The sequence below is a fragment of the Sphingobium sp. genome (genome assembly GCF_035511395.1).
Classification (GTDB): Bacteria; Pseudomonadota; Alphaproteobacteria; order Sphingomonadales; family Sphingomonadaceae; genus Sphingobium.
On the sequence record NZ_DATKFP010000394.1, the window covers coordinates 15,751 to 37,885 of the forward strand.

The following is a 22,135-nucleotide window of genomic DNA, read 5'->3' on the forward strand; positions in this document are numbered from 1 at the left end:
CAGCGCGGCGGACTTGGTGTGCGCGGCGCTTGCTCGTACAGGGGATAGCCATGCCCCATTTCACCACTTTCGCGATCGTCTGCGCGATGCGCGCCCATGGCGAACATGGCGCGATCGTGCGGTTGTTGACCCCCGACCATGGCCTGGTGCCGGGCTATGTCCGCGGCGGGCGGTCGCGGGCGCTGCGGCCGGTGCTGTTGCCCGGCAATATGGTGAAGGCGGAATTTCGCGCCCGGACCGAAGATCAGCTTGCCGGCCTCACCATCGAACTCGCCCATAGCCGCGCCCCGCTTCATGCCGAGCCGCTCCCTGCTGCCGCCATCGACTGGAGCTGCGCTCTCACCGCAGCATCGCTGCCCGAAGCGACGCCCTATCCGGCGCTGCATCAGGCGCTGGAGGGATTGCTCGACGCCGTGGAGGCGGCGCCAGCTGCGCGCGGCTGGGCAGTGGCGCTGGTGCGCTATGAATTGCTGCTGCTCGCCGAACTGGGCTTCGGCCTCGACCTCACCCGCTGCGCCGCGCAGGGGCAGGCCGACGACCTTGCCTTCGTCAGCCCGCGCAGCGCCGCGGCGGTCAGCCGGGCGGCGGCGGTCGGCTATGAAAACCGCTTGCTCCCGCTGCCGCCCTTCCTGTTGGAAGGCGGGATGGGCGACTGGACCCAGATATTGGATGGCCTGCGCCTGACCGGCTTCTTCCTCGAACGCTCAGTGCTGACCGACCGGCGCGCCGATGTGCTGGCGGCGCGGGAAAGGCTGGTCGAACGGCTCAAAAGAGCGGTTGCCTGACCGGGTTTCATCTGCAAAGGCGAGCGCCGACAATCAGCCCCATTATTTCATTCCATGGGGCAGCTGCGAACATATTGTGAGGAAATAGTCATGTTGATCGCCCTGTTCCCCGGAGATGGTATCGGCCCCGAGATCGTCGCGGAGGCGAAGCGCGTGCTCGATGCGCTGGCGATCGACGGCCTCACATATGAGGATGGCGTCGTCGGCGGCGCGGCCTACAAGGCGGTCGGTCATCCATTGCCGCCCGAAACGCTGGACATTGCCAAGCGTGCCGACGCCATCCTGTTCGGCGCGGTCGGCGATCCCGACTGCGACTCGCTGGAACGTCACCTGCGCCCGGAACAGGCGATCCTCGGCCTGCGCAAGGAACTGGGCCTCTTCTCCAACCTGCGCCCGGCCAAGGTCTTTCCAGAACTGGCGCATGAATCCGCGCTCAAGCCCGAAGTCGCCGGCTCGATCGACCTGCTGATCGTCCGCGAAACCAATGGCGACGTCTATTTCGGCGAAAAGGGCTTCCGCACCACTGCGGACGGCCTGCGCGAAGGCTATGACATCATGTCCTATAATGAAGCCGAAGTGCGCCGCATCGCCCATGCCGGTTTCCAGGCCGCCCGCGCCCGTCGCGGCAAGCTCTGCTCGGTGGACAAGGCCAATGTGCTGGAAACCAGCCAACTGTGGCGCGACGTGGTGATCGAGGTGTCGGCGGACTATCCCGACGTCGCCCTGACCCACATGTATGTGGACAATGCCGCGATGCAACTGGTCCGCAATCCCGGCCAGTTCGACGTCATCGTCACCGGCAATCTGTTCGGTGACATCCTCTCCGATCAGGCGAGCATGTGCGTCGGCTCGATCGGCATGCTCGCCTCGGCGACGCTGAACGGCAGCGGGCAGGGGCTGTATGAACCGATTCACGGCTCCGCGCCCGACATTGCGGGGCAGGGCAAGGCCAATCCGCTGGCGACGATCCTGTCGGCGGCGATGATGCTGCGCTACTCGCTGAACCTGCCCGAACAGGCTGACCGCATCGAGGCGGCCGTGGCCACGGCGCTGCGCAATGGCGCGCGCTCGCCGGACCTGGGCGGCACGATGAACACGGTGGAGATGGGCGACGCGGTTCTGGCCGCACTCTGATCGTTCGGTTCGTCGCATAAACGACGGAAAAATTTAAGTTTTGCGGCCCCATGACGATTTTATCGAAAAATGGGGTCGCAACTATGGTGATGGGTTTGAGGCAGGACCATGATGGTCTGCGCCTGTTGATGCGGGAATTTGCGCAGATCCTGCATGGCGCGGGCGCGGACGGCATGGTCGAATTGGCGCGTCGCCGGATCGCCTTTTCGCAAGCGTTTCGGGAACATATGGGCCGTGAGGACGCGATGGTGCGGGTTCTGTCCCGTCATCCGATGACCTCGTCTGCGACTCAGGTCGTGCGCGACCATGGACGGGCGATGGTCGCCCTGTTCCTGCGCTACAGCGACCATGTGAAGGACTGGAGCCCGGCGCAGATCCAGGCCGACTGGGCCGGCTATCGCGACGCGGTGCTGATATTGCAGAATGGCCTCTACGATCGGATGGAGTGGGAAGAACAGCATCTCCATCCGCTGCTGGAAGGCCCGACGCTCCGCGCGGCCTGACGTTCAGGACAGGACGGGGCCAATCCCTGCCTATCGGTCCTGTCCTATCCTGCGCCCGATCGATAAAGGCGCAGGATGACCGACCTTTCGCTCGCCTCGCTCCGTTCCGCTGCCGCCATGGTTCATGCGCAGCTGCCGCCGACCCCCCAATATGGCTGGCCGCTGCTCGGCCAGCGCAGTGGCTGCGAGGTGTGGGTCAAGCATGAAAATCACACGCCGACTGGCGCCTTCAAGGTGCGCGGTGCAATTACCTACATCGACTGGCTGACGGCGACCCATCCGGAGGTGAAGGGCATCATCACCGCCACGCGCGGCAATCATGGCCAGGCGCAGGTGCGCGCGGCAAAGGCGGCGGGTCTGTCCGTCACCATCGTCGTTCCCCATGGCAATGCGCTGGAAAAGAACCGCGCGATGCGCGCCTTCGGGGCCAACCTGATCGAACATGGCCATGACTTTGACAGCGCCAAGGCGGAAGCGTTGCGCCTGTCGCAGGAACAGGGGCTGTTCATGGTCCCGGCCTATCATCGCGAACTGGTGCGCGGCGTGGCAAGCTATGGCCTCGAACTGTTCGACGCGGTGCCGGACCTCGACACCGTTTACGTCCCGGTCGGCTGCGGCTCCGGCCTGTGCGGCACTATCGCGGCAAGGGATGCACTGGGCCTCAAGACCAAGGTCGTGGGCGTCGTGTCCGCCCATGTCGACGCCGCCAAGCGCAGTTTCGAGGCCGGCCGGCTGATTTCCAGCCCCACCGCCTACACTTTTGCCGATGGAGTCGCCGTCTGCACCCCGGTTCAGGCCGCGCTCGACTATTTCGGGCCGCGCGCCGACCGTTTCGTCGCCGTGACCGACGATGAGGTGGCGCAGGCTATCCGCATCTATTGGGAGGACACGCACAACCTGGCCGAAGGCGCGGGCGCGGTTGCTCTGGCGGCGCTGATGCAGGAAAAAGAGGCGATGCGTGGCAAGAAGGTTGCGGTAATCCTCTCGGGCGGTAATGGCGACAGGAGCCAGATGGCCGAGATATTGGGCGGCGCGACGCCGCGGGTAGAATTGCGGAAGGCGATATGAAGCGGAAGAGCGGGCAGAACCCTGAGATCACCAGGAACTGGAAGCCGGCGACGCTGGCCGTCCGGGGCGGCACGGCCCGCACCGAATATGGCGAGACGTCGGAGGCGCTGTTCCTTTCCAGCGGCTATTGCTACGACCGGGCGGAGGACGCCGCCGCGCGCTTCGCCGGCGAACAGGTCGGCATGACCTATAGCCGCCTCCAGAACCCGACGGTCGAGATGCTGGAACAGCGCATCGCCCTGCTCGAAGGCGCGGAAGCATGTCGCGCCACCGCGACCGGCATGGCGGCGATGACGGCGGCTTTGCTCTGCCAGCTGTCGGCGGGCGACCATGTCGTCGCGGCCAAGGCGGCCTTTGGTTCCTGCCGCTGGCTGGTCGACACGCTGCTGCCCAAGTTCGGCATTCAGACCAGCACGATCGACGGCGCCGATGTCGCCGCCTGGGAAGCGGCGGTGAAGCCCAATACCAAGGTATTCTTCTTCGAAACCCCGGCCAACCCGACCATGGACGTGGTGGACATCGCTGCCGTCTGCGCCGTCGCCAAGGCGCACGGCATCACCACCGTGGTCGACAATGCCTTCGCATCGCCCGCGCTCCAGCGGCCGATGGAATTCGGTGCGGACGTCGTCGCCTATAGCGCGACCAAGATGATGGACGGGCAGGGCCGCGTGCTCGCCGGCGCCGTCTGCGGCACGCGCGACTGGATCGACAATGTCCTGCTGCCCTTCCACCGTAATACCGGCCCGACGCTCAGCGCGTTCAATGCCTGGGTGGTGCTCAAGGGGCTGGAGACGCTGGACCTGCGCATTCGCCGCCAGAGCGACAATGCACTCAAGGTCGCGCGCTTCCTCGAAACCCGCCTGCCCAAGATTTTGTATCCGGGCCTCGAAAGCCATCCGCAGCATGCGCTGGCCATGAAGCAGATGGAAGCGGCCGGGCCGATCTTCTCCCTTTATGTCGGTGGCGGCCGGGCGGAGGCGCATGGCCTGCTCAATGCGCTGGAACTGGTCGACATCAGCAACAATATCGGCGATTCGCGCTCGCTGATGACCCATCCCGCCTCCACCACCCATTTCGGCATGGCGGAAGAGGCACGGCTGGAAGTCGGCATCACGGAGGACATGCTGCGCCTCAATGTCGGGCTGGAGGATGCGGACGATGTCATCGCCGATTTCGACCAGGCTCTGCGCGCGATAGGGCGTTGACGGACATAGGTGTTAGGGCGCATTTCTGAACCATGACGACCACTTTTGCGCTCTTCCCCTTCCACGCGACGACGCGCGATATCGGCGTCCATGTGGCTGTCACTTACCTGCCCGAACAGTCGGAGCCGGATCGGGGGCGCTGGTTCTGGGCCTATCATATCCGGATCGAGAATATGGGCGACCAGCCGGTGCAACTGCTGACCCGGCACTGGGTCATCACCGATGGGCGCGGGTCGCAGCATCGGGTCGATGGCGACGGTGTCGTGGGCGAGCAGCCGGTGGTGCAGCCGGGAAAAAGCTATGACTATGTTTCGGGTTGCCCGCTCAACACGCCGACCGGCTCGATGCAGGGCAGCTATCGCATGATCGGTATCGGTGGCGAGACGTTCGACGTGGCCATTCCCCATTTCGCCCTTATCGCGCCGGCGGTGGCCGAATGAAGCGCACCCATTTGCCGCTGAACGGCCTGCGCGTGCTGGATGCGGCGGCGCGGCATCTGTCCTTCACCCGCGCGGCGGACGAACTGGCGGTGACGCCGGCGGCCGTGGGTCAGCAGATCCGCGCGCTGGAGGATATGCTGGGCGTGGTCCTGTTCCGCCGGACGCCCAAGGGGCTGGAATTGACGCCCGAAACCGAAGCCGGCCTCGACGCCCTGCGCGCCGGTTTCCTGGAGTTTGAGGAAGCGGTTCGCGCAATGCAGGCGGGCCAGTCCAGCCATGCGCTGACCATTGCCGCTCCCCGCGACATAAGCGCCAAATGGCTCCAGCCGCGCCTTGCGACCTACGCCGCAGGGCAGCCCGATCTGACCTTCCAGTTGATAGCTGCGGACGAGGCGCTGGACTTTACCGAGGCCAATCTGGATATCGCCCTGCGCCTCACTGACAGCGCGGGCGAGCATGAAGGCATCAAGATCGGAGAGGCTGCCTATGTGACGGTCGAAGCGGCGGCGGGTGGTCCCGACCATCGCATCGACTGGCCCGGCTGCCCAGCCGGCGACAAGCCCGCGACCATCCGTGTCGCCGACGGCGGCCTGGCGATCGAGGCGGCGGCGAACGGCTTCGGCCGGGCGCGGGTTCCGCTGTTGCTGGCGCAGGCTGATCTGGCGGCAGGCCGGGTGCGGCAGGTGGGCGACACGACGCCGACCCTGCTCGCCTATTGGCTGATCGCGCCGCTGCCTCAATGGCGGCAGAAAAAGGTCAAGGCACTGGTCGAGGCGCTGACGGCTTAACGCCTGCGTGGCTTGGCGGCATTCAGTTCCGCCGCAGCCTGTATCAGCGCCATGAACGCCGCCTCGTCGATCGCTCCACCTTCGTGGATGTCGATCGCGCGGCGGACATTGCCGTCCAGGCTGGCGTTGAACAAGCCGGCCGGATCATCCAATGCCGCGCCCTTGGCAAAGGTGAGCTTGACGGCACTCTTGTAGCTTTCGCCTGTGCAGACGATGCCGTCCTTCTCCCAGACCGGCACGCCGCGCCATTTCCATGTCTCGGCAACTTCGGGAATGGCACGATGGATCAGGGTGCGAACCCTGGCCAGGGCTTCGCCGCGCCAATCGCCCAATTCGGCGATCCGCGCGTCGATAAGGGCCGATGGGTTACTCGCTTTCTGATCCGCCATGCGATGCTCCGTTCAGATGTCCTGTGCGATCCGTCCGTACAGCTCTGGCCGGCGATCGCGGAAGAAGCCCATGCCGGCGCGGTGGATCTTGGCCTTGGCAAGGTCCAGCGTCGCCACCAGCGCGCCGCTGTCCTTCGCGTCGGCATCGGCCAGATAGTCGCCCCATTCGTCGCTGATGAAGCTGTGGCCATAGAATTTCTGCTCGTCCTCCACACCGATGCGGTTGGCGGCGATGACGGGCATGCAGTTGCTGACGGCATGGCCGATCATCGCGCGGCGCCACATGCGGCTGGTATCGAGGTCGGCATCATAGGGCTCGGAGCCGATCGCGGTCGGGTAGAAGAGCATCTCCGCGCCCATCAGCGCCATGCAGCGCGCGGTTTCGGGATACCATTGGTCCCAGCAGATGCCGACGCCGATAGTGCCGTATTTGGTCTTCCACACCTTGAAGCCGGTATTGCCGGGGCGGAAATAATATTTTTCCTCATAGCCGGGGCCATCGGGGATGTGGCTCTTGCGATAGACGCCCATGATCTCGCCCTCATCATCGATCATGGCGAGCGAGTTGTAATAATGATGGCCGTCGCGCTCGAAATAGCTGGTCGGGATATAGACGCCCAGTTCCTTCGCCAGCTTGCGCATGTCCTGCACCGCCGGATGCTCGTCGGTCGGCTGGGCGCTGGCGAACAGCGCCTCATCCTCTTGCTTGCAGAAATACGGGCCTTCGAACAGTTCGGGCGGCAGGATGATCTTCGCCCCGCGCATGGCGGCCTTGCGCACATGGTCCGCGACCATGGCTATATTGTCGGCCATGTCGTCCGAAAAGGCGAGTTGCAGGGCAGCGACGGTCACGCGGGTCATTCTTCACTCCATGGCGGGGAACAGCGCGCCATATAGGGAATGTCCGCCGGACATGCCACCGGGCTTGTGATCAGAGCAGCGACGTCGCGTGGCTCAGCACCAGGTCGCACAGCTTGCTCTTGGCCTTCGCCTTGAGGCCGCCGATCGACAATGCATTCTGGTCGGTCTGGATCGTCCCGCTCTGCCCCAACTTGAAGCCGCTCGATTCTGTGACGCCGGGTTTTCCGGTCAGCTTGCCCAGTACGGAGCTGGCGCTGGTGGCATTCACCAGCTTGTTCTTCACGCAATAGCTGAGGACGCCCGCGGCATTACCGGCCCCGACCGAGGCGATATTGGGCAGCGCTCCGCCCATCAGCCCGCCAAGGTTCGACAATTGGGCGGAGGAAGCGGTCGCGCCGCTGAGGATGGCGAGCGTCAGCGCGGCGCGGATGGGCATGCGGGTCATGAGGCATTCTCCCTGCCCGGCGACTCCGTCCGGGCCGGGGCGAAGCCTGATCCCATCCGCGCCGATGCGCAACGCCGTTCGTCAGCCGATCGACGGCATCTGCTGGCTGCAACAATGGAAGCTGCCGCCGCCCGACAGGATCGCATCGCTGCGCAGGCCGACGATGTCGCGGCCGGGGAAGAAGGGGCGGAAGGCGTCGAGCGCCGCCTGATCGTTGGGTTGGCCGTAGATGGGCACGACGACGGCGGCATTGCCGACATAGAAGTTCATATAGCTGGCCGGGATCGCCTCGTCATCCACCAGCACCAGACCGGGGGAAGGGATATCCACCACCTCGACCCCGAACGCCTTGGCGCGGGCGCGGGCGTCGGCATAGACGGCGGCGTTGGGATCGTCATCGGTCGTCGCGATCGGCAGCGCCAGCTTACCCGGCGCCACGAAGCGGGCGAGGTTGTCGACATGGCCGTCGGTATGGTCGTTCAGCAATCCGTCGCCCAGCCACAGCATGTCCGACAGGCCGAGCGCACCGGCCAGCAGCGTCTCGATTTTGCCGCGATCCAGATCGGGGTTGCGATTGGGATGGAGCAAGCACTGTTCGGTGGTAACGAACAGGCCGGTGCCGTCGGTATCGATCGCGCCGCCCTCGAACACCCAGTGCTGGGTGGAGGTCGCCATGCCGGTGGTCGCGGCCAGCCGTGCGCCGATATCCTCGTCGCCCGGCATCTGATATTTGCCGCCCCAGCCGTTAAAGCCGAAGTCGACCAGCGCGCGTTCTCCCTTGCCGTTCAGCACGGCGATCGGCGCGGTGTCGCGCAGCCATACATCGCCCAGCTTGTGGACGGCGATCTGAACGCCCGGAGCCAGTAGTGCGCGCGCCGCTTCCGCATCGCCTTCGTTGGCGACCACCAGGCGAACTTCTTCGCCCTTGCCATCGGCGTGGAGCGCCCTGGCGAAGGCGGCGATCTGCTGCCGCGCTTCCTCGAATGCGCCGGGCCATTCGTCGGGGTTGGTCGGGAAGCCGATCCAGGTCCAGTCGTGCGGCGCCCATTCGGCAGGCATGCGGAAAGTCATGGCTTTTGTCCTTGCTCGGCGGGAAGGCCGATCCGTAAAGTGCGGGGGTAATGCGCGCCTCCATAGCGTGCCGAACCGGGTCTGGACAGGGGGCGAACGCCATGAAGAAAAGAGTTTCCACCATCGCGGCTGCCCTGCTGCTGACCCTATCCTGCGGTGCAGGTGCGGCCGAGTTGCCAGACTGGCTGACCGGCGAATGGACGCAGGAAAATGGCGATCGGTGGAGCGAGGAAGTCTGGACCCTGCCGCGCGGGGGCACGATGATCGGCGTCGGTCGAACAGGGCGCGGCGAAAGCCTCCGCTCCTGGGAAGTGATGCGCATCGTGCGCGCCGCCGATGGATCGCTGACCTACCATGGCGCGCCCGAAGGCGGTCCAGCGACCATCTTTCCCGCCGTCGAACAGGGGGTGCGCGACGTCACCTTCGCCAACCCGGATCATGATTATCCGCAACGCATCCGCTACTGGCGCGAGGGCCGCCTGCTGATGGCCGAAACGTCGAAGATGGACGGCAGTTCGGCCCAGAACTGGACTTACGCGCCCGCCGGGAAATAGACGTCAGGCGATGAGGTGCGGCACGAAGCGGGCGCCATTACCGGTGATAGGGCCATCTTCGCGGATGCCCATGCCGGCCGGTTCGCCGTTGACAATCCAACTGCCCAGCACCGGCCGCCGCTCACCTTCGCCGGGAAGGGGGAAGAGGCGCTGATATACAAACCCTTCCTCGCCATAGTCTCCGCTGCTCTGCGCCACAGTCACGCCGTCCCGGACGATGCGGACATTGGCACCTTCGCGGGCGAGAAGGGGTTTCGCCACATGGTCGCCCACCATCGGTGCGCGGCTGGCCTCCAGCAGGTTCGGGTGGCCGGGGAACAGTTCCCAAAGGATCGGCAGGATCGCCTTGTTGCTCCAGATCATCTTCCAGATCGGCTCGATCCAGAGCGTTGAGGACAGGCTTTCGATCACCTCTCGGCCAAATGGCTCATGCACGATCCATTCCCATGGATAGAGATGATAGAGCGCGTCGATCGGGCGATAGTCCAGGTCGACGAAGCGGCGGCTGGCACTGTCCCAGCCAAGATCCGTCGTCAGGATCAGTTGGGTATCGATCCCGGCCTCCCGCGCCAGATCCGCCATATAGGCGACCGTCACGGCATCCTCGCCCATATTGCCATCGACATAGGTCAGGTGGAGCATGGACGTGCCGCGCGGCGGCGCAATGTCGCGCCATCGCGCGACCAGTCGCTCATGCAGGCTGTTGAACTGGTCGGCGTCGGGGAAGACGGCTTCCTTCCAGTCCCACTGGATGACCGATGCCTCCAGCAGGCTGGTTGGCGTATCACAGTTAAACTCGAACAATTTGGGCGGTCCCGACCCGTCATAGCCAAGGTCGAAGCGGCCATAGTTGAGCGCGGCGGGTTCCCCATCCCACGATTGCCGGATTGCGTCATGGCAGAAGTCGGGAATGCCGAACTCGCCGAGCAGGTCGCGATCCAGCACATGCTGGCCCGCATCGATGAACAGGCGATAGAGTTCCGCCGTCGCCGTCTCGATCTCCTCAATCTGCGCGGACGAAAAGCGATAGGCGGCGGTTTCGTCCCAATAGGGCCGGTCGTGCGCGCCGTGCCAGACGAGTCCAAGCTCCTCGACCCGACGCTGCCAATCGGGGCGGGGCGTACAATCGATCCGTTCCATCAGCTGAGGCCGCTGCGCCCGGAACTGCCAAGGCCCCCGCGCGTCACCGTGGCGGGCGATGCCTGACGATAGATCTTGCCGAAGGTCGGCGCGATCGATCCGCCGCTCAGGGGTTGCCCGACCCGTGCAACCGGGCTGCCGCGACTGAGGAAATACCAGGCGAAGGCAGCCGTGCCGACGCCGCTGCTGCGCGAATGGCAATTGTTGTCCTCAGCCCGGCGGCCCTGTGCATCCCGGCACACGCGCAAATCGGAATCGGCGGTATCGGGGCTGCGCGAACAGCCGGTGGCGAGAAGGGCGGCCGCAACCGCGGAAGTGATCGGCAGGACGCGCCGGTCGAATTTCTGGCTCATGTGGCCTTTATAAGCAGGAAGATGAAGGGCTGGCGACAGATTTTCCCGTCGCCAGCCATCCGGTCATTTGCCCGCGCGGTCCTTGTCGCGGATGGTGCGGAACTCGTCGCCTTCCACCCAGTTGGGCCAGTCGCTCGTGGTCGCCAACTCGCGGCCGACGCCATAATAGAGCTTCAGGTCCGCCAGCACGCCGGTCCAGTCCCAGTTGGGATCATATTCGTCCTTGGGACCATGATAGCGGTTCTTGGTATAGTCTTCCGCCGCGGCCATGCCTGCGGTGGTGCCGCCCTTCACCAGATCCTCGCCGCCCTCGAAATAGAGCATCGGCAGGCCGTGCTTGGCGAAGCTGAAATGGTCGGAGCGATAATAATAGCCCTTTTCCGGCGTCGGCTCGGTCGTGGCGACGCGTCCCTGTGCCGCCAGTGCGCGATCCAGATAGGCGTCGAGCTGCGACTTGCCCTTGCCGATGACGACGACATTCCTGGCGAGGCCCGCGACGCTGAGCGCATCCATGTTCACGCCGCCGACCGTCCTGGCGAAGGGGAAGACCGGGTTCTTGCCATAATAGTCCGATCCCAGCAGGCCGGATTCCTCACCGGTCACGGCCAGGAAGACCTGGCTGCGGTCGGTCGGACCGGCCTTCACATTGGCCTCGGCCAACGCCACCAGAGCGGCGGTGCCGGTGGCATTGTCCACCGCGCCGTTGCAGATGTCGTCGCCATCGGGTGCTGCCTGGCAATGGCCCAGATGGTCCCAGTGCGCGCTGTAGAGCACATATTCGTCCGGCCGTGTCTTGCCGGGCAGCAGCGCCACGACATTCTTCGAGCTATGCTTGCGCAGTTCATTGTCGAAGGAAACGTTCGCGGTCACGCCGGTCAACGGCACGGCCTTGAAGCCCTTCTGCTTCGCCGCCGCCATCTGCGCGTCGAGGTCCAGCCCGGCGCTGGCGAAGAGCGCCGCCGCTTTATCCTTCGTGACCCAACCGATCGCGGACGACTGGCCCGCATTGCCGTCTGCGCTGTCGGCAACATGTTGCGCGCCGGTCCAACTCGACTGGACGACGTTCCAGCCATAGGCAGCCGGCACCGTATCATGCACGATGATCGCGGCGGCAGCGCCCTGCCGCGCGGCTTCCTCATATTTATAGGTCCAACGGCCATAATAGGTCATGGCGCGGCCGTTGAACGGACCGGTCAGCCCCTGCGTTTCATAGTCCGGGTCGTTGACCAGGATAACGACCGTCTTGCCCTTGACGTCGAGGCCCGCATAATCGTTCCAGCCCTTTTCCGGAGCATTGATGCCATATCCGACGAAGACGATCGGGCTGTTCTTCAGGTCGATATGCTTTTCCGTGGTACGGGTGCCGATCACCATTTCCGGACCATAGGCGGCGGTGACCGGCGTCTTGCCGCCGCTGAAGCTGAGCGCAGAGACATTCTTCGCGGTGATCTCGACCAGCGGCACGTCCTGGAACCAACTGCCCTTGTTGCCGGGCTTGAGCCCCAGCTTGCCAAACTCGGCGGCGAGCAGGGCGAGCGTCTTCTCCTCGCCCGCGGTGCCGGGCGCGCGGCCTTCGAACGCATCGGAGGACAATTCCTTCACCAGCCGCTTCATCGTCTCGATTGACGGTTCGGCGCTGTTGGCGGCAGCGGATTTGGCGGGCGCGGCGGTCGATATGGCCGGCGTGGACAAAGCGAGAATGGCGGCGATCGCCGCGATGGAGCTACGCATGGGAATACCCTCTTTTCTTATGATGCGGGGGTCATGCCACCGGGCGCGAGTCAGGGCAAGCAAGGCAATTGCCTTTGGTTTCGGCTTGGCCTAGCCAGTTGAACCCAAGGGGTTTTAAGGGGAAATTGGGGGAATGAACTATCGTTGCAAGGCGACTTTGCTCGCGCTTCTGGCTGCGAGCACGTCGCAGCCTGCGCTCGCGCAGACTCAGCCTGATGCGCTGGCCAAGGCATTCGGTGCGCGCGAGACTGTTATTTCGGCGAGTCTGTCGCCCGATGGACAGAAAATCGCCCTGATCGCGGCTAGCAGTGGACGCACGACAAAGGCCTATATTCTGGAAGCCAGGGAAGGGGCGGAACCGAAGGCTGTGGCGTCGACCACGGGCCAGCCGGAGTATCTCTATCGCTGTGACTGGGTTTCCAACGATCGTCTGGCTTGCCAGATTGGCGGCGCAAGCCGGGTCGGTGATGATGTCTACAGCTTTAGCAGCATCTTCGCGGTGGACGCGGCTGGTGGGAATATCCGCTCGCTGAGTCGTCGGCAGGGCCAGAATGCGCTCGGCTTCGACCTGCGGGGCGGAGATATTGTCGACCTGCTACCCGGAGACGATGGCGCGATCCTGATGACGCGGTCCTATGTACCCGAAGCCAAAATCGGCAGCCTCGTTGATTCCAAGCTGCGCGGCCTTGGTGTCGATCGCATCGATACACGCACCGGTGGAACCAAGCGCATCGAGCAGCCCGAAGCACTGGCCATCGACTATATCTCCAATGGTCACGGCGCGGTGCGGGTGATGGGCGTGCAGGAAAACAAAGGGTCGGGCTTTGCCAGGGGCACGTTCCGTTTTCTCTACCGTCCGCTTGGCAAATCGGGTTGGAGTGACCTGAGCGTCTATGACGTCCGTGACCGCAGCGGCTTCTATCCGACGGCCGTGGATGAAGAAAAGAATATCGCTTATGGCTATGAGCGGGTCGATGGTCGGCTGGCGCTGGTCAGCGTGGCGCTCGACCCCGGTCTCGAAAAGAAGGTCGTCTTTGCCCATCCTCGCGTGGATGTGTCTGGCCTGGTGACGGTGGGTCGCGACCGACATGTCGTTGGCGTCGGCTACACCGAAGAACATGGCGAAGTCGCGTATTTCGACGAGAAGACAAAGGCGCTCTCCGCATCGCTGGGCAAGGCGCTCGGCGGAAAGGCGGTCCATATCGGCGACATGAGCCAGGACGGCCAGCGCAGTCTGGTATGGGCGGGCAGCGACACCGATCCGGGTCAATATTATCTGTTCGACCGGACAGCGCGAAAATTGTCGCCGGTAATGCCCGACAGGCCTGATCTGGCCGGGCAAACATTGGCTACGATGAAATCCGTGAGCTACAAGGCAGGAGACGGGACGGCGATCCCGGCCTATCTTACTTTGCCGCCGGGCAAGGAGGACGCCAAGGGCCTTCCTGCCATCGTCATGCCGCATGGCGGGCCGGAGGCTCGCGACGAGTGGGGATTCGACTGGCTGGCACAATATTTCGCGGCACGTGGCTTTGCCGTAATCCAGCCGCAGTTTCGTGGTTCGGCTGGCTTTGGCGAGCAGTGGCTGGTCCAGAACGCCTTCAAGTCTTGGCGCACTGCCATCGGCGATGTGGCCGACAGCGGACGCTGGCTGGTATCGCAGGGGATCGCTGATCCGGCAAAGCTCACGATCCTCGGCTGGTCCTATGGCGGCTATGCGGCGTTGCAGGCGCAAGCCATCGATCCCAAGCTGTTCAAGGCCGTTGTCGCGATTGCGCCCGTCACCGATATTGGCGACATGCTGCGTCGGGGGCGCTGGAATGCCGACTATGTGATTTCCAGCCAATATCTGGGGCAGGGGGCAAAGGCGCAGGAAGCCTCACCTTCCAGCCATGCGGCCGAATTCATGGCGCCGGTTTTGATGTTCCATGGCACCGACGATAATAATGTCGACATAAGCCAGGCGAAGATCATGCAGGGCAAGCTGGAAGGTGCGGGCAAGCGTAGCCGGTTGGTCGTCTATGACGGGCTTACCCATAATCTGAACGACAGCGACGTGCGCGCGAACATGCTGCAACAGAGCGCGGACTTTCTGCTGGCGGCGGGGAAATGACGGAAAGGGGGAGGGGCGCCCCTCCCTTATTTCCCTTGTCATCGGACAAAGAAAAAGGGCGGCTCCTTGCGGGGCCGCCCTTCTTTGCAATTCTGCTCGGAAAACCGATTAGCGCGAATAGAATTCGACGACCAGATTCGGTTCCATCTTCACCGGGTAGGGTACTTCGTCCAGCGTCGGAACGCGGACATAAGTGATCTTGGCGGCGCCGTCCGGCGACACATAGTCGGGGATGTCGCGCTCGGGCAGGCTCTGCGCTTCCAGAACCAGCGCCATTTCCTGCGCCTTCTTGCCCAGGGTGATTTCGTCGCCCGGCTTCACCAGACGCGACGCGATGTTGCACTTCACGCCGTTCACATAGATGTGGCCGTGCGAAACGATCTGGCGAGCCGAGAAGATGGTCGGCGCGAACTTGGCGCGGTAGACGACGGCGTCCAGGCGGCGCTCCAGCAGACCGATCAGGTTCTGGCCGGTGTCGCCCTTCATGCGGCTGGCTTCGAAATAGTTCTTCTTGAACTGCTTCTCGGTGATGTCGCCGTAATAGCCCTTCAGCTTCTGCTTGGCGCGCAGCTGGATGCCGTAGTCGGACATCTTGCCCTTGCGGCGCTGGCCGTGCTGACCGGGGCCATATTCACGCTTGTTGACCGGGCTCTTCGGGCGACCCCAGATGTTTTCGCCCATGCGGCGGTCGATTTTATACTTTGCGCTGGAACGCTTCGACATGATCTGTCCTTCGATATGCTAACAACGTTTATCCACCCTGCCTTTCGAAAGGATGGATGTTTCCCCCGGTATCGCCTGTTTTCCATGTTTCAGGGACAGGGCCGCCGCTTCACCGGGATGCGGAGCCAATCGCGAAGGCGGGCCTATGGCGGCAAGGTGCGGGTATGTCAAGCCTCGACAGTGTCGGGCGGACGGCTTAATTCCGTCCTCCATGAACCCCGATAGCTATAGCAGCATGGTGCAGGTCCGCGCCGGTGTCGATGAGATCGACCGTCAGCTTGTCGCCCTGCTCGACCTCCGTTTCGCCCATATGCGCGCCGCCGCCCGGATCAAGCCCGACCGCAGCGCCGTCCGTGATGAGGCGCGCAAGGCGCAGGTGATCGACCAGGCGCGCGCCGAAGCCGAACGGCTGGGCGCGCCCGGAGACGTGATCGCCGACCTGTGGGAGCAACTGGTCGAAGCGTCCATTGCCTATGAGATGGGCGAGTTCGACCGGACGAGGTCATAGGGCCGTTCGCTTCGAGCGCAGTCGAGAAACGGGCATGGCGTGTATTCCGCTTCTCGACACGCTCGAAACGAACGGATCTTGCCTAAATCCTACCGCCCGCCCTGCGCCTGAAACCAGGGGATCATCCGCGCGATCGCATCCTCGACCCGGTCGGTCGACACCGCGAAGCTGAAGCGGATGAAGCGATGGCCGTCCACGGGGTCGAAGTCGATCCCCGGCGCGGTCGCCACGCCGGTTTCGCGCAAAAGCTTCTGGCAGAAACTCAGGCTGTCATTGGTCAGGTGGCTGATGTCGGCATAGATATAGAAAGCGCCGTCGGGCGGCGCGATGCTGGCCAAACCCAGCGCGGGCAGGGCATCGAGCAGCAATTGCCGGTTGCGGCGATAATTGTCGACATGCCCCTCCAGTTCCTGCGTGCAGTCGAACGCGGTCAGCCCCGCGCGCTGCGCCAGCACCGGCGGCGTCAGGAACAGATTGCCCATCCGCGCCCGCGCCACGCCGATCAGGTCTTCGGGAACCACGATCCAGCCCAGCCGCCAGCCAGCCATGCTGTAATATTTGGAAAAGCTGTTCACGATCAGCGCATCAGGGGCATATTCCAGCATCGAATGCGCCGGCTCGCCGAAGCTGAGGCCATGATAGATTTCGTCGGAAATGATGCGGATGCCGCGCTCTGCGCAGACCTTGGCGATGGCTTCCAACTCGTCCGCCGGGATGATCGTGCCCGTGGGATTGGCGGGGCTGGCGAGGATCAGGCCATCGGGCGCGGGTTCGATCCGGGCCAGCGCATCGGCGCTGATCTGGTAGCGTTCGGCCGGGCCGCAGGCGACCTCGACCGGCTCCAGATAGAGCGCCTTCAGATTGTTGCGATAGGCGACATAGCCTGGCCGCGCGGTGGCGACGCGAGCGCCGGGCCTGAACAGGCAGGTCAGTGCCAGCACCAGCCCCGGCGACGCGCCGCAGGTCAATATGATCTGTTCCGGGTCGACCGCGACGCCATGCCGATCGGCATAGTGGCGCGCGATCCGCTCTTTCAGCGCCGGGCTTTCCCAATAGCCCATTGGATCGGTGTCCAGCACCTCATGCGCCACGGCGATGGCGGCGGCGGGCGCGCCCGTCGACGGCTGGCCGAACTCCATGTGCAGGATGGAGCGCCCCTCGACTTCAAGGGCGTGGGCCTCGCGGCTGATGGCGATGGCGTGGAAGGGAGAGATTTCGGCAACCATGCCGCGTGCCTATTATGACCCGGCAACCATGTCCATGGCCGTGGCGTTACAGTCGGCATGAACCCGACGCTGCTCACCGCCCTTCAATATTATGGTGCTGGGGCGGCTACTCTTGCTGCGCTGATCGTCTCGCTGAATCTGGGGCGGCGCGTCACCGGCTGGGCCTTCGTGCTGTTCGTCACCAGTTCGCTGGCGCTGATCGGCTGGGGTTTCCTCGATCAGGACAGCGAAGGCATAGGCTGGCAGAATGTAGCGTTGCTGGTCATCAACGCGGTCGGCGTTTGGCGCTATCTGATCTCAAGGCATGAGGTTCGGAACTGAACCACCTCCGTTCGTTTCGAGTGTGTCGAAAAACGAGAAGTGCTGCGCTGGCTGTTTCCCGACTTCGCTCGAAACGAACGGAAGTCGAATCAGGCTTCGCTGATCCACACCTTGACCGGCACGGCATCCTGCAACAGCGCCAGCCGGATCGGCAGTTCCTCGACAGCGCCGCCCGCCAGCGCGCGATGATAAACCGCCTTCTTTCCCGCGCCGCCGATCTGAAGGAAAACATGACGGCTCTGGAGAATGGCGTGCGCCGTCAGCGATATGCGCTGGTGCGGGGCGACCGGCGGCGTGGCGGCGATGGTCAGTGCGGTGGACGACAGGCCATCGGCCAGTTCCCTGCCTTCGGGGAAGAGCGAGGCGGTATGTCCGTCATCGCCCATGCCCAGCAGGATGATGTCTAGCGGCCAGGGCAGGTCCGCGAACGCCGCCTCGACCGCCGGTTGCCCGGCATAGGCGTTGACGGCGTCATTCTTCATCGGCACGAAGCGCGCCGCTGCCGCCGGTCCCTGCAACAGGGTTTCGCGCACCAGCCGTTCGTTGCTGTCCGCGCTCACCGGCTCGACCCAGCGCTCGTCGACCAGCGTCACTACCAGCTTCGTCCAGTCGAGAGGCGCCTTCGACAGCGCCTCCAGCACCGGCCGGGGCGAACGGCCGCCCGACACGGCGATGCTCGCCACGCCGCGCTCGGCCATGGCGTCGGACAGGATAGTCGCGATGCGGGCGGCGATGTCGGCGGCGGCCTCTGCCCCGGTGGCGAAAAGATGTTCGGTCGGCATGGTTCTCACTCGACGATTTCAGCCAAAACTTCAGGAAGCGTGCAGATGTCGATCCATTGCGCCCCGGTCAAGGCGGCAAGGCGGTCGGGCGTCAGTTCGACCGAAGCCGTCCGCGACCCGGCAGCGGGAAAGACGGTTGCAAAATCCTTCAACGACTTGTCGCAATAGACAGGCAGCGGAGAGGACAGGCCGAACGGACAGACCCCGCCCACCGGATGGCCGGTCAGTTCCTCCACCTCATGCCCGCCCAGCATGCGCGGCTTGGCGCCCAACGCCGCCTTGGCCTTGCCGTTCGACAGACGCGCATCACCACGCGTGCAGACCAGCACGACTGCACCCCCTACGCGCAATGACAATGTCTTGGCGATCCGCGCCGGCTCGACACCCAGTGCGGCGGCCGCCTCGATCACGGTCGCGGTGCTGACACCCTGGTCGATGATCGTGACATCGGGGGCCTTTTCCGCAAAAAAGGCGCGGACGCTGGCTTCGCTCATGCGCCCTGCAAATCGCTCAGCTTGCGTTCCCAGGCGAGCGCATGGGTCACGATCTGCTCCAGATCAGCGTAGCGCGGCTCCCACGGAAATTCCGCCATGATCGCGCGATTGTCCGAGATGAGCGAGTCCGGGTCGCCGGCGCGGCGCCCTTCCAGTCGGCGGTCGATGGTCATGTTGGTGACGCGATCGACGGCGTCCAGCACTTCCAGCACGGAAAAACCTCGGCCATAGCCACAATTAAGCAGATAATTCTGTTCGCGGTTCGCGATCAGCGCCTCCAGCGCCAGCACATGCGCATTGGCGAGGTCGCTGACATGGATATAGTCGCGCACACCGGTGCCGTCGGGTGTGTCGAAGTCGGTGCCGAACACCGACACATGGCTGCGCTTGCCCAGCGCTGCCTCGACCGCGACCTTGATCAGGTGCGTGGCGCCTGCCGTCGACTGGCCGGTGCGGCCTTCCGGATCCGCGCCCGCGACGTTGAAATAGCGCAGCGCGCAGAAGTTGATCGGATGCGCCGCCGCCACGTCGCGCAGCATATATTCGGTCATCAGCTTCGACATGCCATAGGGATTGATCGGCCGCTGTGGCGTTGTCTCTTTTACCGGGCTTTCATCGGGAATACCGTAGGTCGCGGCGGTCGAGGAAAAGATGAAGTGCGGTACGCCCACGGCCACTGCACTCTCGATCAGATCACGGGTCTTTGCGCTGTTGTTCTGATAGTATTTCAGGGGGTTATCGACCGATTCTGGTACGACGACCGAACCGGCGAAATGCATGATCGCCTTCACGTCATGGTCCCGCAGCGTTGCCTGCACCAGCGGCTGGTCGGCGATGTCGCCCTGCACGAAGGGCACGCCATCGGGCAAGGCAAAGCGGAAGCCCGTGACCAGATTGTCGATCACCACCACGCCATAGCCGGCGTCTTTCAGCGCCAGCACCGCATGACTGCCAATATAGCCGGCGCCGCCCGTAACCAGGACCGTAGGCTTGCTCATAAGAAAAAAGGTCTCCCCGGAGATGTCCGGGAAGACCTAATACAGAAGCGTTACGATTTACAAATCGATCATGCTGCGGCGCGGGACAGAACGGGGCGATAGAAGGTCGCGCCGTTGGCTGCCATCTCCCGCAACTGTGCCGTGGGTGCGAAGCGCGGGCCATGCGCCGCCGCCAGCCGGTCCAGTACGGCCACGACGTGGGCGATGCCGACCGTGTCCATATGGCTGAAGGGACCGCCGGTATAAGGCGCGAAGCCCCAGCCGAAGATTGCGCCGATATCGCCATCTTCGGGCGTTTCCAGCACGCCCTCCTCGAAGCAGCGGGCGCATTCGATCAGCTGGCGATAGAGCAGGCGTTCCTTGACCGCCTCGACATCGGGCTGCTCAGCCGCGCGGGGGAACATATCGCCCAGCACCGGCGACAGATGCTTCTTTTCGCCTTCGGGATAGTCGTACCAGCCCCGGCCATTCTTGCGGCCCAGCCGATCGGCTTCGACCATCTTCACCATGATGTCGTCCGAGCCCTGCGGGACATAGGCGTCGCCCAGTTCCTTCTTCGCGGCGGTCATGATCTTGACGCCCAGTTCGATCGACACTTCGTCGCTGACGGCCAGAGGACCGGTCGGCATCCCCAGTTGCTTGCCGGCATTTTCGATGAGGGCGGGATTGATGCCTTCGCCGACCAGTTCCGCGCCTTCCTGCACATAGGTGCCGAAGCTGCGCGAGGTGTAGAAGCCGCGGCTGTCATGCACGACGATCGGCGTCTTCTTGATCTGCGCGACGAAATCGAGCGCCTTGGCGATAGCGGTCGGGCCGGTCTTTTCGCCAAGGATAATTTCCACCAGGGGCATCTTCTCGACCGGCGAGAAAAAGTGGACGCCGATGAAATTCTCCGGCTTGCTCCAGGCATTGGCCAGCTTGGTGATCGGCAGGGTGGAGGTGTTGGACCCAAAGATGGTGTCCGCGCCCAGAACTTCCTCAACCTTTTTCGTAACTTCCGCCTTGATGCTCACATCCTCGAACACCGCCTCGATCACGAAGTCGGCGCCGGCCAGCGCGGCATAATCGGTGGTCGGCGTCACGCGGGCGAGCATCTGCTCCATCTTCTCGGGCGTCATGCCCTTGCCGAGGCGCTTTTTCAGCACCTCCTCGACATGCACCTTGCCCTTTTCGGCATAGGCCTGATCGCGATCGAACAGCACGACTTCCATCCCGGCCTGCGCCGCGACGGTAGCGATGCCTGCGCCCATCATGCCTGCACCCAGCATGGCCAGCTTGGTCGTCGGCGCCTTCGGCTCATCCTTGGGACGGCGTGCGCCGCGTTCGGCGGCCTGTTTGTTGACGAAAAGGGTGCGGATCATGTTCGATGCCTGCGGATCGGCGGCGACCTTGGCGAAATATTTGCTCTCGATCCGGATCGCGCGGTCCATCGGCAGCGTGATGCCTTCATAGACCGCCGACAGCAGCGCGATCGGCGCGTTCATATTGCGCTGGGTCTGCTTCAGTGTCATCGGCAGCGCGCCCGCCATGGTCTGGACGAAGGCGGGGTTGAAACCGCCTGCGCCGCCCGGAACCTTGAAGCCCTTCACGTCCCAGGGCTGGGTGTTGGCGGTCGGGTTGGCCTTGACCCACTCCTTCGCCGCGGCGACCGCCGTGCCCTGCGGCACCACGCCGTCCACGACCTTCAGCATCGCGGCTTCGGCGGGGCGAAACATCTTGCCCTGAAGCATGTACATCAGCGACGCCTGCACCCCCATGATGCGCGGCAGGCGCTGCGATCCGCCGCCGCCGGGGAACAGGCCGATCAATATTTCGGGCAGGCCCAGCTGCGTCTTGGGGCTGTCGCCGGCGAAGCGGCGATGGCAGGCCAGCGCCAGCTCGAAGCCGCCGCCAACGCAGGTACCCTCGATCGCACAGGCAATCGGCTTGCCGCTGGTTTCGAGGCGGCGGAGAAGGTCGTTCAGCACGAACACCTTGTCGAAGATCGCGGCCGGGGCAGGGCGCTCGCCGCTCTCGCTTGCCAGCATCGACCCGAAATATTTCAGGTCCATGCCGGCCATGAAGCCGCTGTCCTTGCCCGATGCGATGACCGCGCCCTTGATGCCTTCTTCCGACGCGATGCGCGTGATCGCGGTATCCAGGTCGGCCAGAAAGTCGGGGCCGATGACGTTCATCGACTGGTCGGGCACGTCGATGGTCAGGGTGGCGATGCCGTCGGCGTCGATGTCGAAGCGGATGGTTTTCATGTCAGTCTCTCCTGGTTCCGCCGCTTATACGCGTTCGATGATGATGCCGGTGCCCATGCCCGCGCCGACGCACAGGTTGATGAGCGCGGTACCCTTGCCGGAGCGTTCCAGTTCATCCAGCGCCGTGCCCAGCACCATGGCGCCGGTAGCACCCAACGGATGGCCCATGGCGATCGCGCCGCCATTGACGTTGATCTTGCTATGGTCGAGGTCCATCGCCTGCATGTAGCGCAGCACGACCGAGGCGAAGGCTTCGT

The 22,135-nt window shown here is 64.1% G+C and carries 24 protein-coding genes and 1 pseudogene; 11 read left to right on the forward strand and 14 right to left on the reverse strand.

What is annotated here, in order from left to right:
* Positions 1-50 precede the first annotated feature (50 nt).
* The 7 genes from recO to VMR39_RS26780 all read left to right on the forward strand — a co-directional run bounded on the left by recO (position 51) and on the right by VMR39_RS26780 (position 5,923).
* Positions 51-785 (forward strand): DNA repair protein RecO, encoded by a 735-nt coding sequence (recO, locus tag VMR39_RS26750; RefSeq protein WP_325420961.1) that lies wholly within the window; start codon positions 51-53, stop codon positions 783-785.
* 90 nt (positions 786-875) lie between these two features.
* Complete coding sequence (gene leuB / locus VMR39_RS26755) at positions 876-1,919, forward strand: 3-isopropylmalate dehydrogenase (RefSeq protein WP_325420963.1); 1,044 nt, start codon at positions 876-878, stop codon at positions 1,917-1,919.
* A gap of 83 nt (positions 1,920-2,002) precedes the next feature.
* Positions 2,003-2,422: a hypothetical protein gene (locus VMR39_RS26760; RefSeq protein ID WP_325420965.1), complete on the forward strand. Its 420-nt coding sequence runs from the start codon at positions 2,003-2,005 to the stop codon at positions 2,420-2,422.
* A gap of 75 nt (positions 2,423-2,497) precedes the next feature.
* Positions 2,498-3,490 carry a threonine dehydratase gene (locus VMR39_RS26765; RefSeq protein ID WP_325420967.1) on the forward strand — a complete coding sequence of 331 codons (993 nt, stop codon included), beginning with the start codon at positions 2,498-2,500 and terminating at the stop codon, positions 3,488-3,490.
* Positions 3,487-4,695, forward strand: coding sequence for a trans-sulfuration enzyme family protein (locus tag VMR39_RS26770; RefSeq protein ID WP_325420969.1), 1,209 nt, complete (start codon positions 3,487-3,489; stop codon positions 4,693-4,695). Before VMR39_RS26765 ends, VMR39_RS26770 begins: the two co-directional genes overlap by 4 nt.
* A 32-nt stretch (positions 4,696-4,727) precedes the next feature.
* Positions 4,728-5,135: a Co2+/Mg2+ efflux protein ApaG gene (gene apaG, locus VMR39_RS26775; protein WP_179042767.1), complete on the forward strand. Its 408-nt coding sequence runs from the start codon at positions 4,728-4,730 to the stop codon at positions 5,133-5,135.
* Positions 5,132-5,923 carry a LysR family transcriptional regulator gene (locus VMR39_RS26780; protein ID WP_325420972.1) on the forward strand — a complete coding sequence of 264 codons (792 nt, stop codon included), beginning with the start codon at positions 5,132-5,134 and terminating at the stop codon, positions 5,921-5,923. The genes apaG and VMR39_RS26780 overlap by 4 nt, the downstream gene beginning before the upstream one ends.
* Here the strand turns inward: VMR39_RS26780 and VMR39_RS26785 are convergent.
* The 4 genes from VMR39_RS26785 to VMR39_RS26800 all read right to left on the reverse strand — a co-directional run bounded on the left by VMR39_RS26785 (position 5,920) and on the right by VMR39_RS26800 (position 8,689).
* Entirely contained in the window at positions 5,920-6,312 is a 393-nt protein-coding gene (locus tag VMR39_RS26785; protein ID WP_325420974.1) for a DUF1801 domain-containing protein, read from the reverse strand. The two genes, VMR39_RS26780 and VMR39_RS26785, sit on opposite strands and share 4 nt — an antisense overlap.
* Before the next feature lie 12 nt (positions 6,313-6,324).
* Complete coding sequence (gene aguB, locus VMR39_RS26790; RefSeq protein WP_325420976.1) at positions 6,325-7,173, reverse strand: N-carbamoylputrescine amidase; 849 nt, start codon at positions 7,171-7,173, stop codon at positions 6,325-6,327.
* Positions 7,174-7,243: 70 nt separating this feature from the next.
* Positions 7,244-7,618 (reverse strand): DUF2501 domain-containing protein, encoded by a 375-nt coding sequence (locus VMR39_RS26795; protein WP_325420978.1) that lies wholly within the window; start codon positions 7,616-7,618, stop codon positions 7,244-7,246.
* An 81-nt stretch (positions 7,619-7,699) separates the two neighbouring features.
* The gene (locus tag VMR39_RS26800) at positions 7,700-8,689 is read right to left on the reverse strand and encodes an agmatine deiminase family protein (protein ID WP_325420980.1); all 990 of its coding nucleotides are present in this window, start codon (positions 8,687-8,689) and stop codon (positions 7,700-7,702) included.
* 101 nt (positions 8,690-8,790) lie between these two features.
* Here VMR39_RS26800 and VMR39_RS26805 point away from each other — a divergent pair, with 101 nt between their 5' ends.
* Positions 8,791-9,243: a DUF6265 family protein gene (locus VMR39_RS26805; RefSeq protein WP_325420982.1), complete on the forward strand. Its 453-nt coding sequence runs from the start codon at positions 8,791-8,793 to the stop codon at positions 9,241-9,243.
* 3 nt (positions 9,244-9,246) lie between these two features.
* On the opposite strand, the gene VMR39_RS26810 is transcribed toward VMR39_RS26805, so the two are convergent.
* The 3 genes from VMR39_RS26810 to VMR39_RS26820 form a co-directional block, all read right to left on the reverse strand.
* Positions 9,247-10,383 carry a glutathionylspermidine synthase family protein gene (locus tag VMR39_RS26810; protein ID WP_325420984.1) on the reverse strand — a complete coding sequence of 379 codons (1,137 nt, stop codon included), beginning with the start codon at positions 10,381-10,383 and terminating at the stop codon, positions 9,247-9,249.
* Positions 10,383-10,736, reverse strand: coding sequence for a hypothetical protein (locus VMR39_RS26815; RefSeq protein ID WP_325420986.1), 354 nt, complete (start codon positions 10,734-10,736; stop codon positions 10,383-10,385). The genes VMR39_RS26810 and VMR39_RS26815 overlap by 1 nt, the downstream gene beginning before the upstream one ends.
* A 63-nt stretch (positions 10,737-10,799) precedes the next feature.
* Positions 10,800-12,467 (reverse strand): M28 family metallopeptidase, encoded by a 1,668-nt coding sequence (locus VMR39_RS26820; protein WP_325420988.1) that lies wholly within the window; start codon positions 12,465-12,467, stop codon positions 10,800-10,802.
* Positions 12,468-12,600: 133 nt separating this feature from the next.
* Here VMR39_RS26820 and VMR39_RS26825 point away from each other — a divergent pair, with 133 nt between their 5' ends.
* Positions 12,601-14,580 carry a S9 family peptidase gene (locus VMR39_RS26825; RefSeq protein ID WP_325420990.1) on the forward strand — a complete coding sequence of 660 codons (1,980 nt, stop codon included), beginning with the start codon at positions 12,601-12,603 and terminating at the stop codon, positions 14,578-14,580.
* Between the two features lie 108 nt (positions 14,581-14,688).
* On the opposite strand, the gene rpsD is transcribed toward VMR39_RS26825, so the two are convergent.
* A complete protein-coding gene (gene rpsD / locus VMR39_RS26830) occupies positions 14,689-15,303 on the reverse strand; it encodes a 30S ribosomal protein S4 (RefSeq protein ID WP_093084966.1) in 615 nt (204 codons plus the stop codon).
* Between the two features lie 211 nt (positions 15,304-15,514).
* Between rpsD and VMR39_RS26835 the strand changes: the two genes are divergently transcribed.
* Positions 15,515-15,811, forward strand: a complete 297-nt coding sequence (locus VMR39_RS26835) for a chorismate mutase (protein ID WP_325420994.1) — start codon at positions 15,515-15,517, stop codon at positions 15,809-15,811.
* Positions 15,812-15,900: 89 nt separating this feature from the next.
* Here the strand turns inward: VMR39_RS26835 and VMR39_RS26840 are convergent, their stop codons facing one another.
* Positions 15,901-17,037, reverse strand: a complete 1,137-nt coding sequence (locus VMR39_RS26840; protein WP_325420996.1) for a pyridoxal phosphate-dependent aminotransferase — start codon at positions 17,035-17,037, stop codon at positions 15,901-15,903.
* Between the two features lie 57 nt (positions 17,038-17,094).
* On the opposite strand from VMR39_RS26840, the gene VMR39_RS26845 reads away from it, so the two are divergent.
* Positions 17,095-17,358 (forward strand): hypothetical protein, encoded by a 264-nt coding sequence (locus VMR39_RS26845; RefSeq protein ID WP_325420998.1) that lies wholly within the window; start codon positions 17,095-17,097, stop codon positions 17,356-17,358.
* An 89-nt stretch (positions 17,359-17,447) separates the two neighbouring features.
* On the opposite strand, the gene pgl is transcribed toward VMR39_RS26845, so the two are convergent.
* The 5 genes and pseudogenes from pgl to VMR39_RS26870 form a co-directional block, all read right to left on the reverse strand.
* Positions 17,448-18,140: a 6-phosphogluconolactonase gene (pgl, locus tag VMR39_RS26850; protein ID WP_325421002.1), complete on the reverse strand. Its 693-nt coding sequence runs from the start codon at positions 18,138-18,140 to the stop codon at positions 17,448-17,450.
* 5 nt (positions 18,141-18,145) lie between these two features.
* The gene (locus VMR39_RS26855) at positions 18,146-18,634 is read right to left on the reverse strand and encodes a YbaK/EbsC family protein (RefSeq protein WP_325421004.1); all 489 of its coding nucleotides are present in this window, start codon (positions 18,632-18,634) and stop codon (positions 18,146-18,148) included.
* Positions 18,631-19,632 carry a UDP-glucose 4-epimerase GalE gene (galE, locus tag VMR39_RS26860; protein WP_325421006.1) on the reverse strand — a complete coding sequence of 334 codons (1,002 nt, stop codon included), beginning with the start codon at positions 19,630-19,632 and terminating at the stop codon, positions 18,631-18,633. The genes VMR39_RS26855 and galE overlap by 4 nt, the downstream gene beginning before the upstream one ends.
* Positions 19,633-19,700: 68 nt before the next feature.
* On the reverse strand, positions 19,701-21,878 hold the full coding sequence (locus VMR39_RS26865; RefSeq protein WP_325421008.1) for a 3-hydroxyacyl-CoA dehydrogenase NAD-binding domain-containing protein: 2,178 nt from the start codon (positions 21,876-21,878) through the stop codon (positions 19,701-19,703).
* Positions 21,879-21,902: 24 nt separating this feature from the next.
* Positions 21,903-22,135: pseudogene (locus VMR39_RS26870) on the reverse strand (acetyl-CoA C-acyltransferase); the annotation flags it as partial.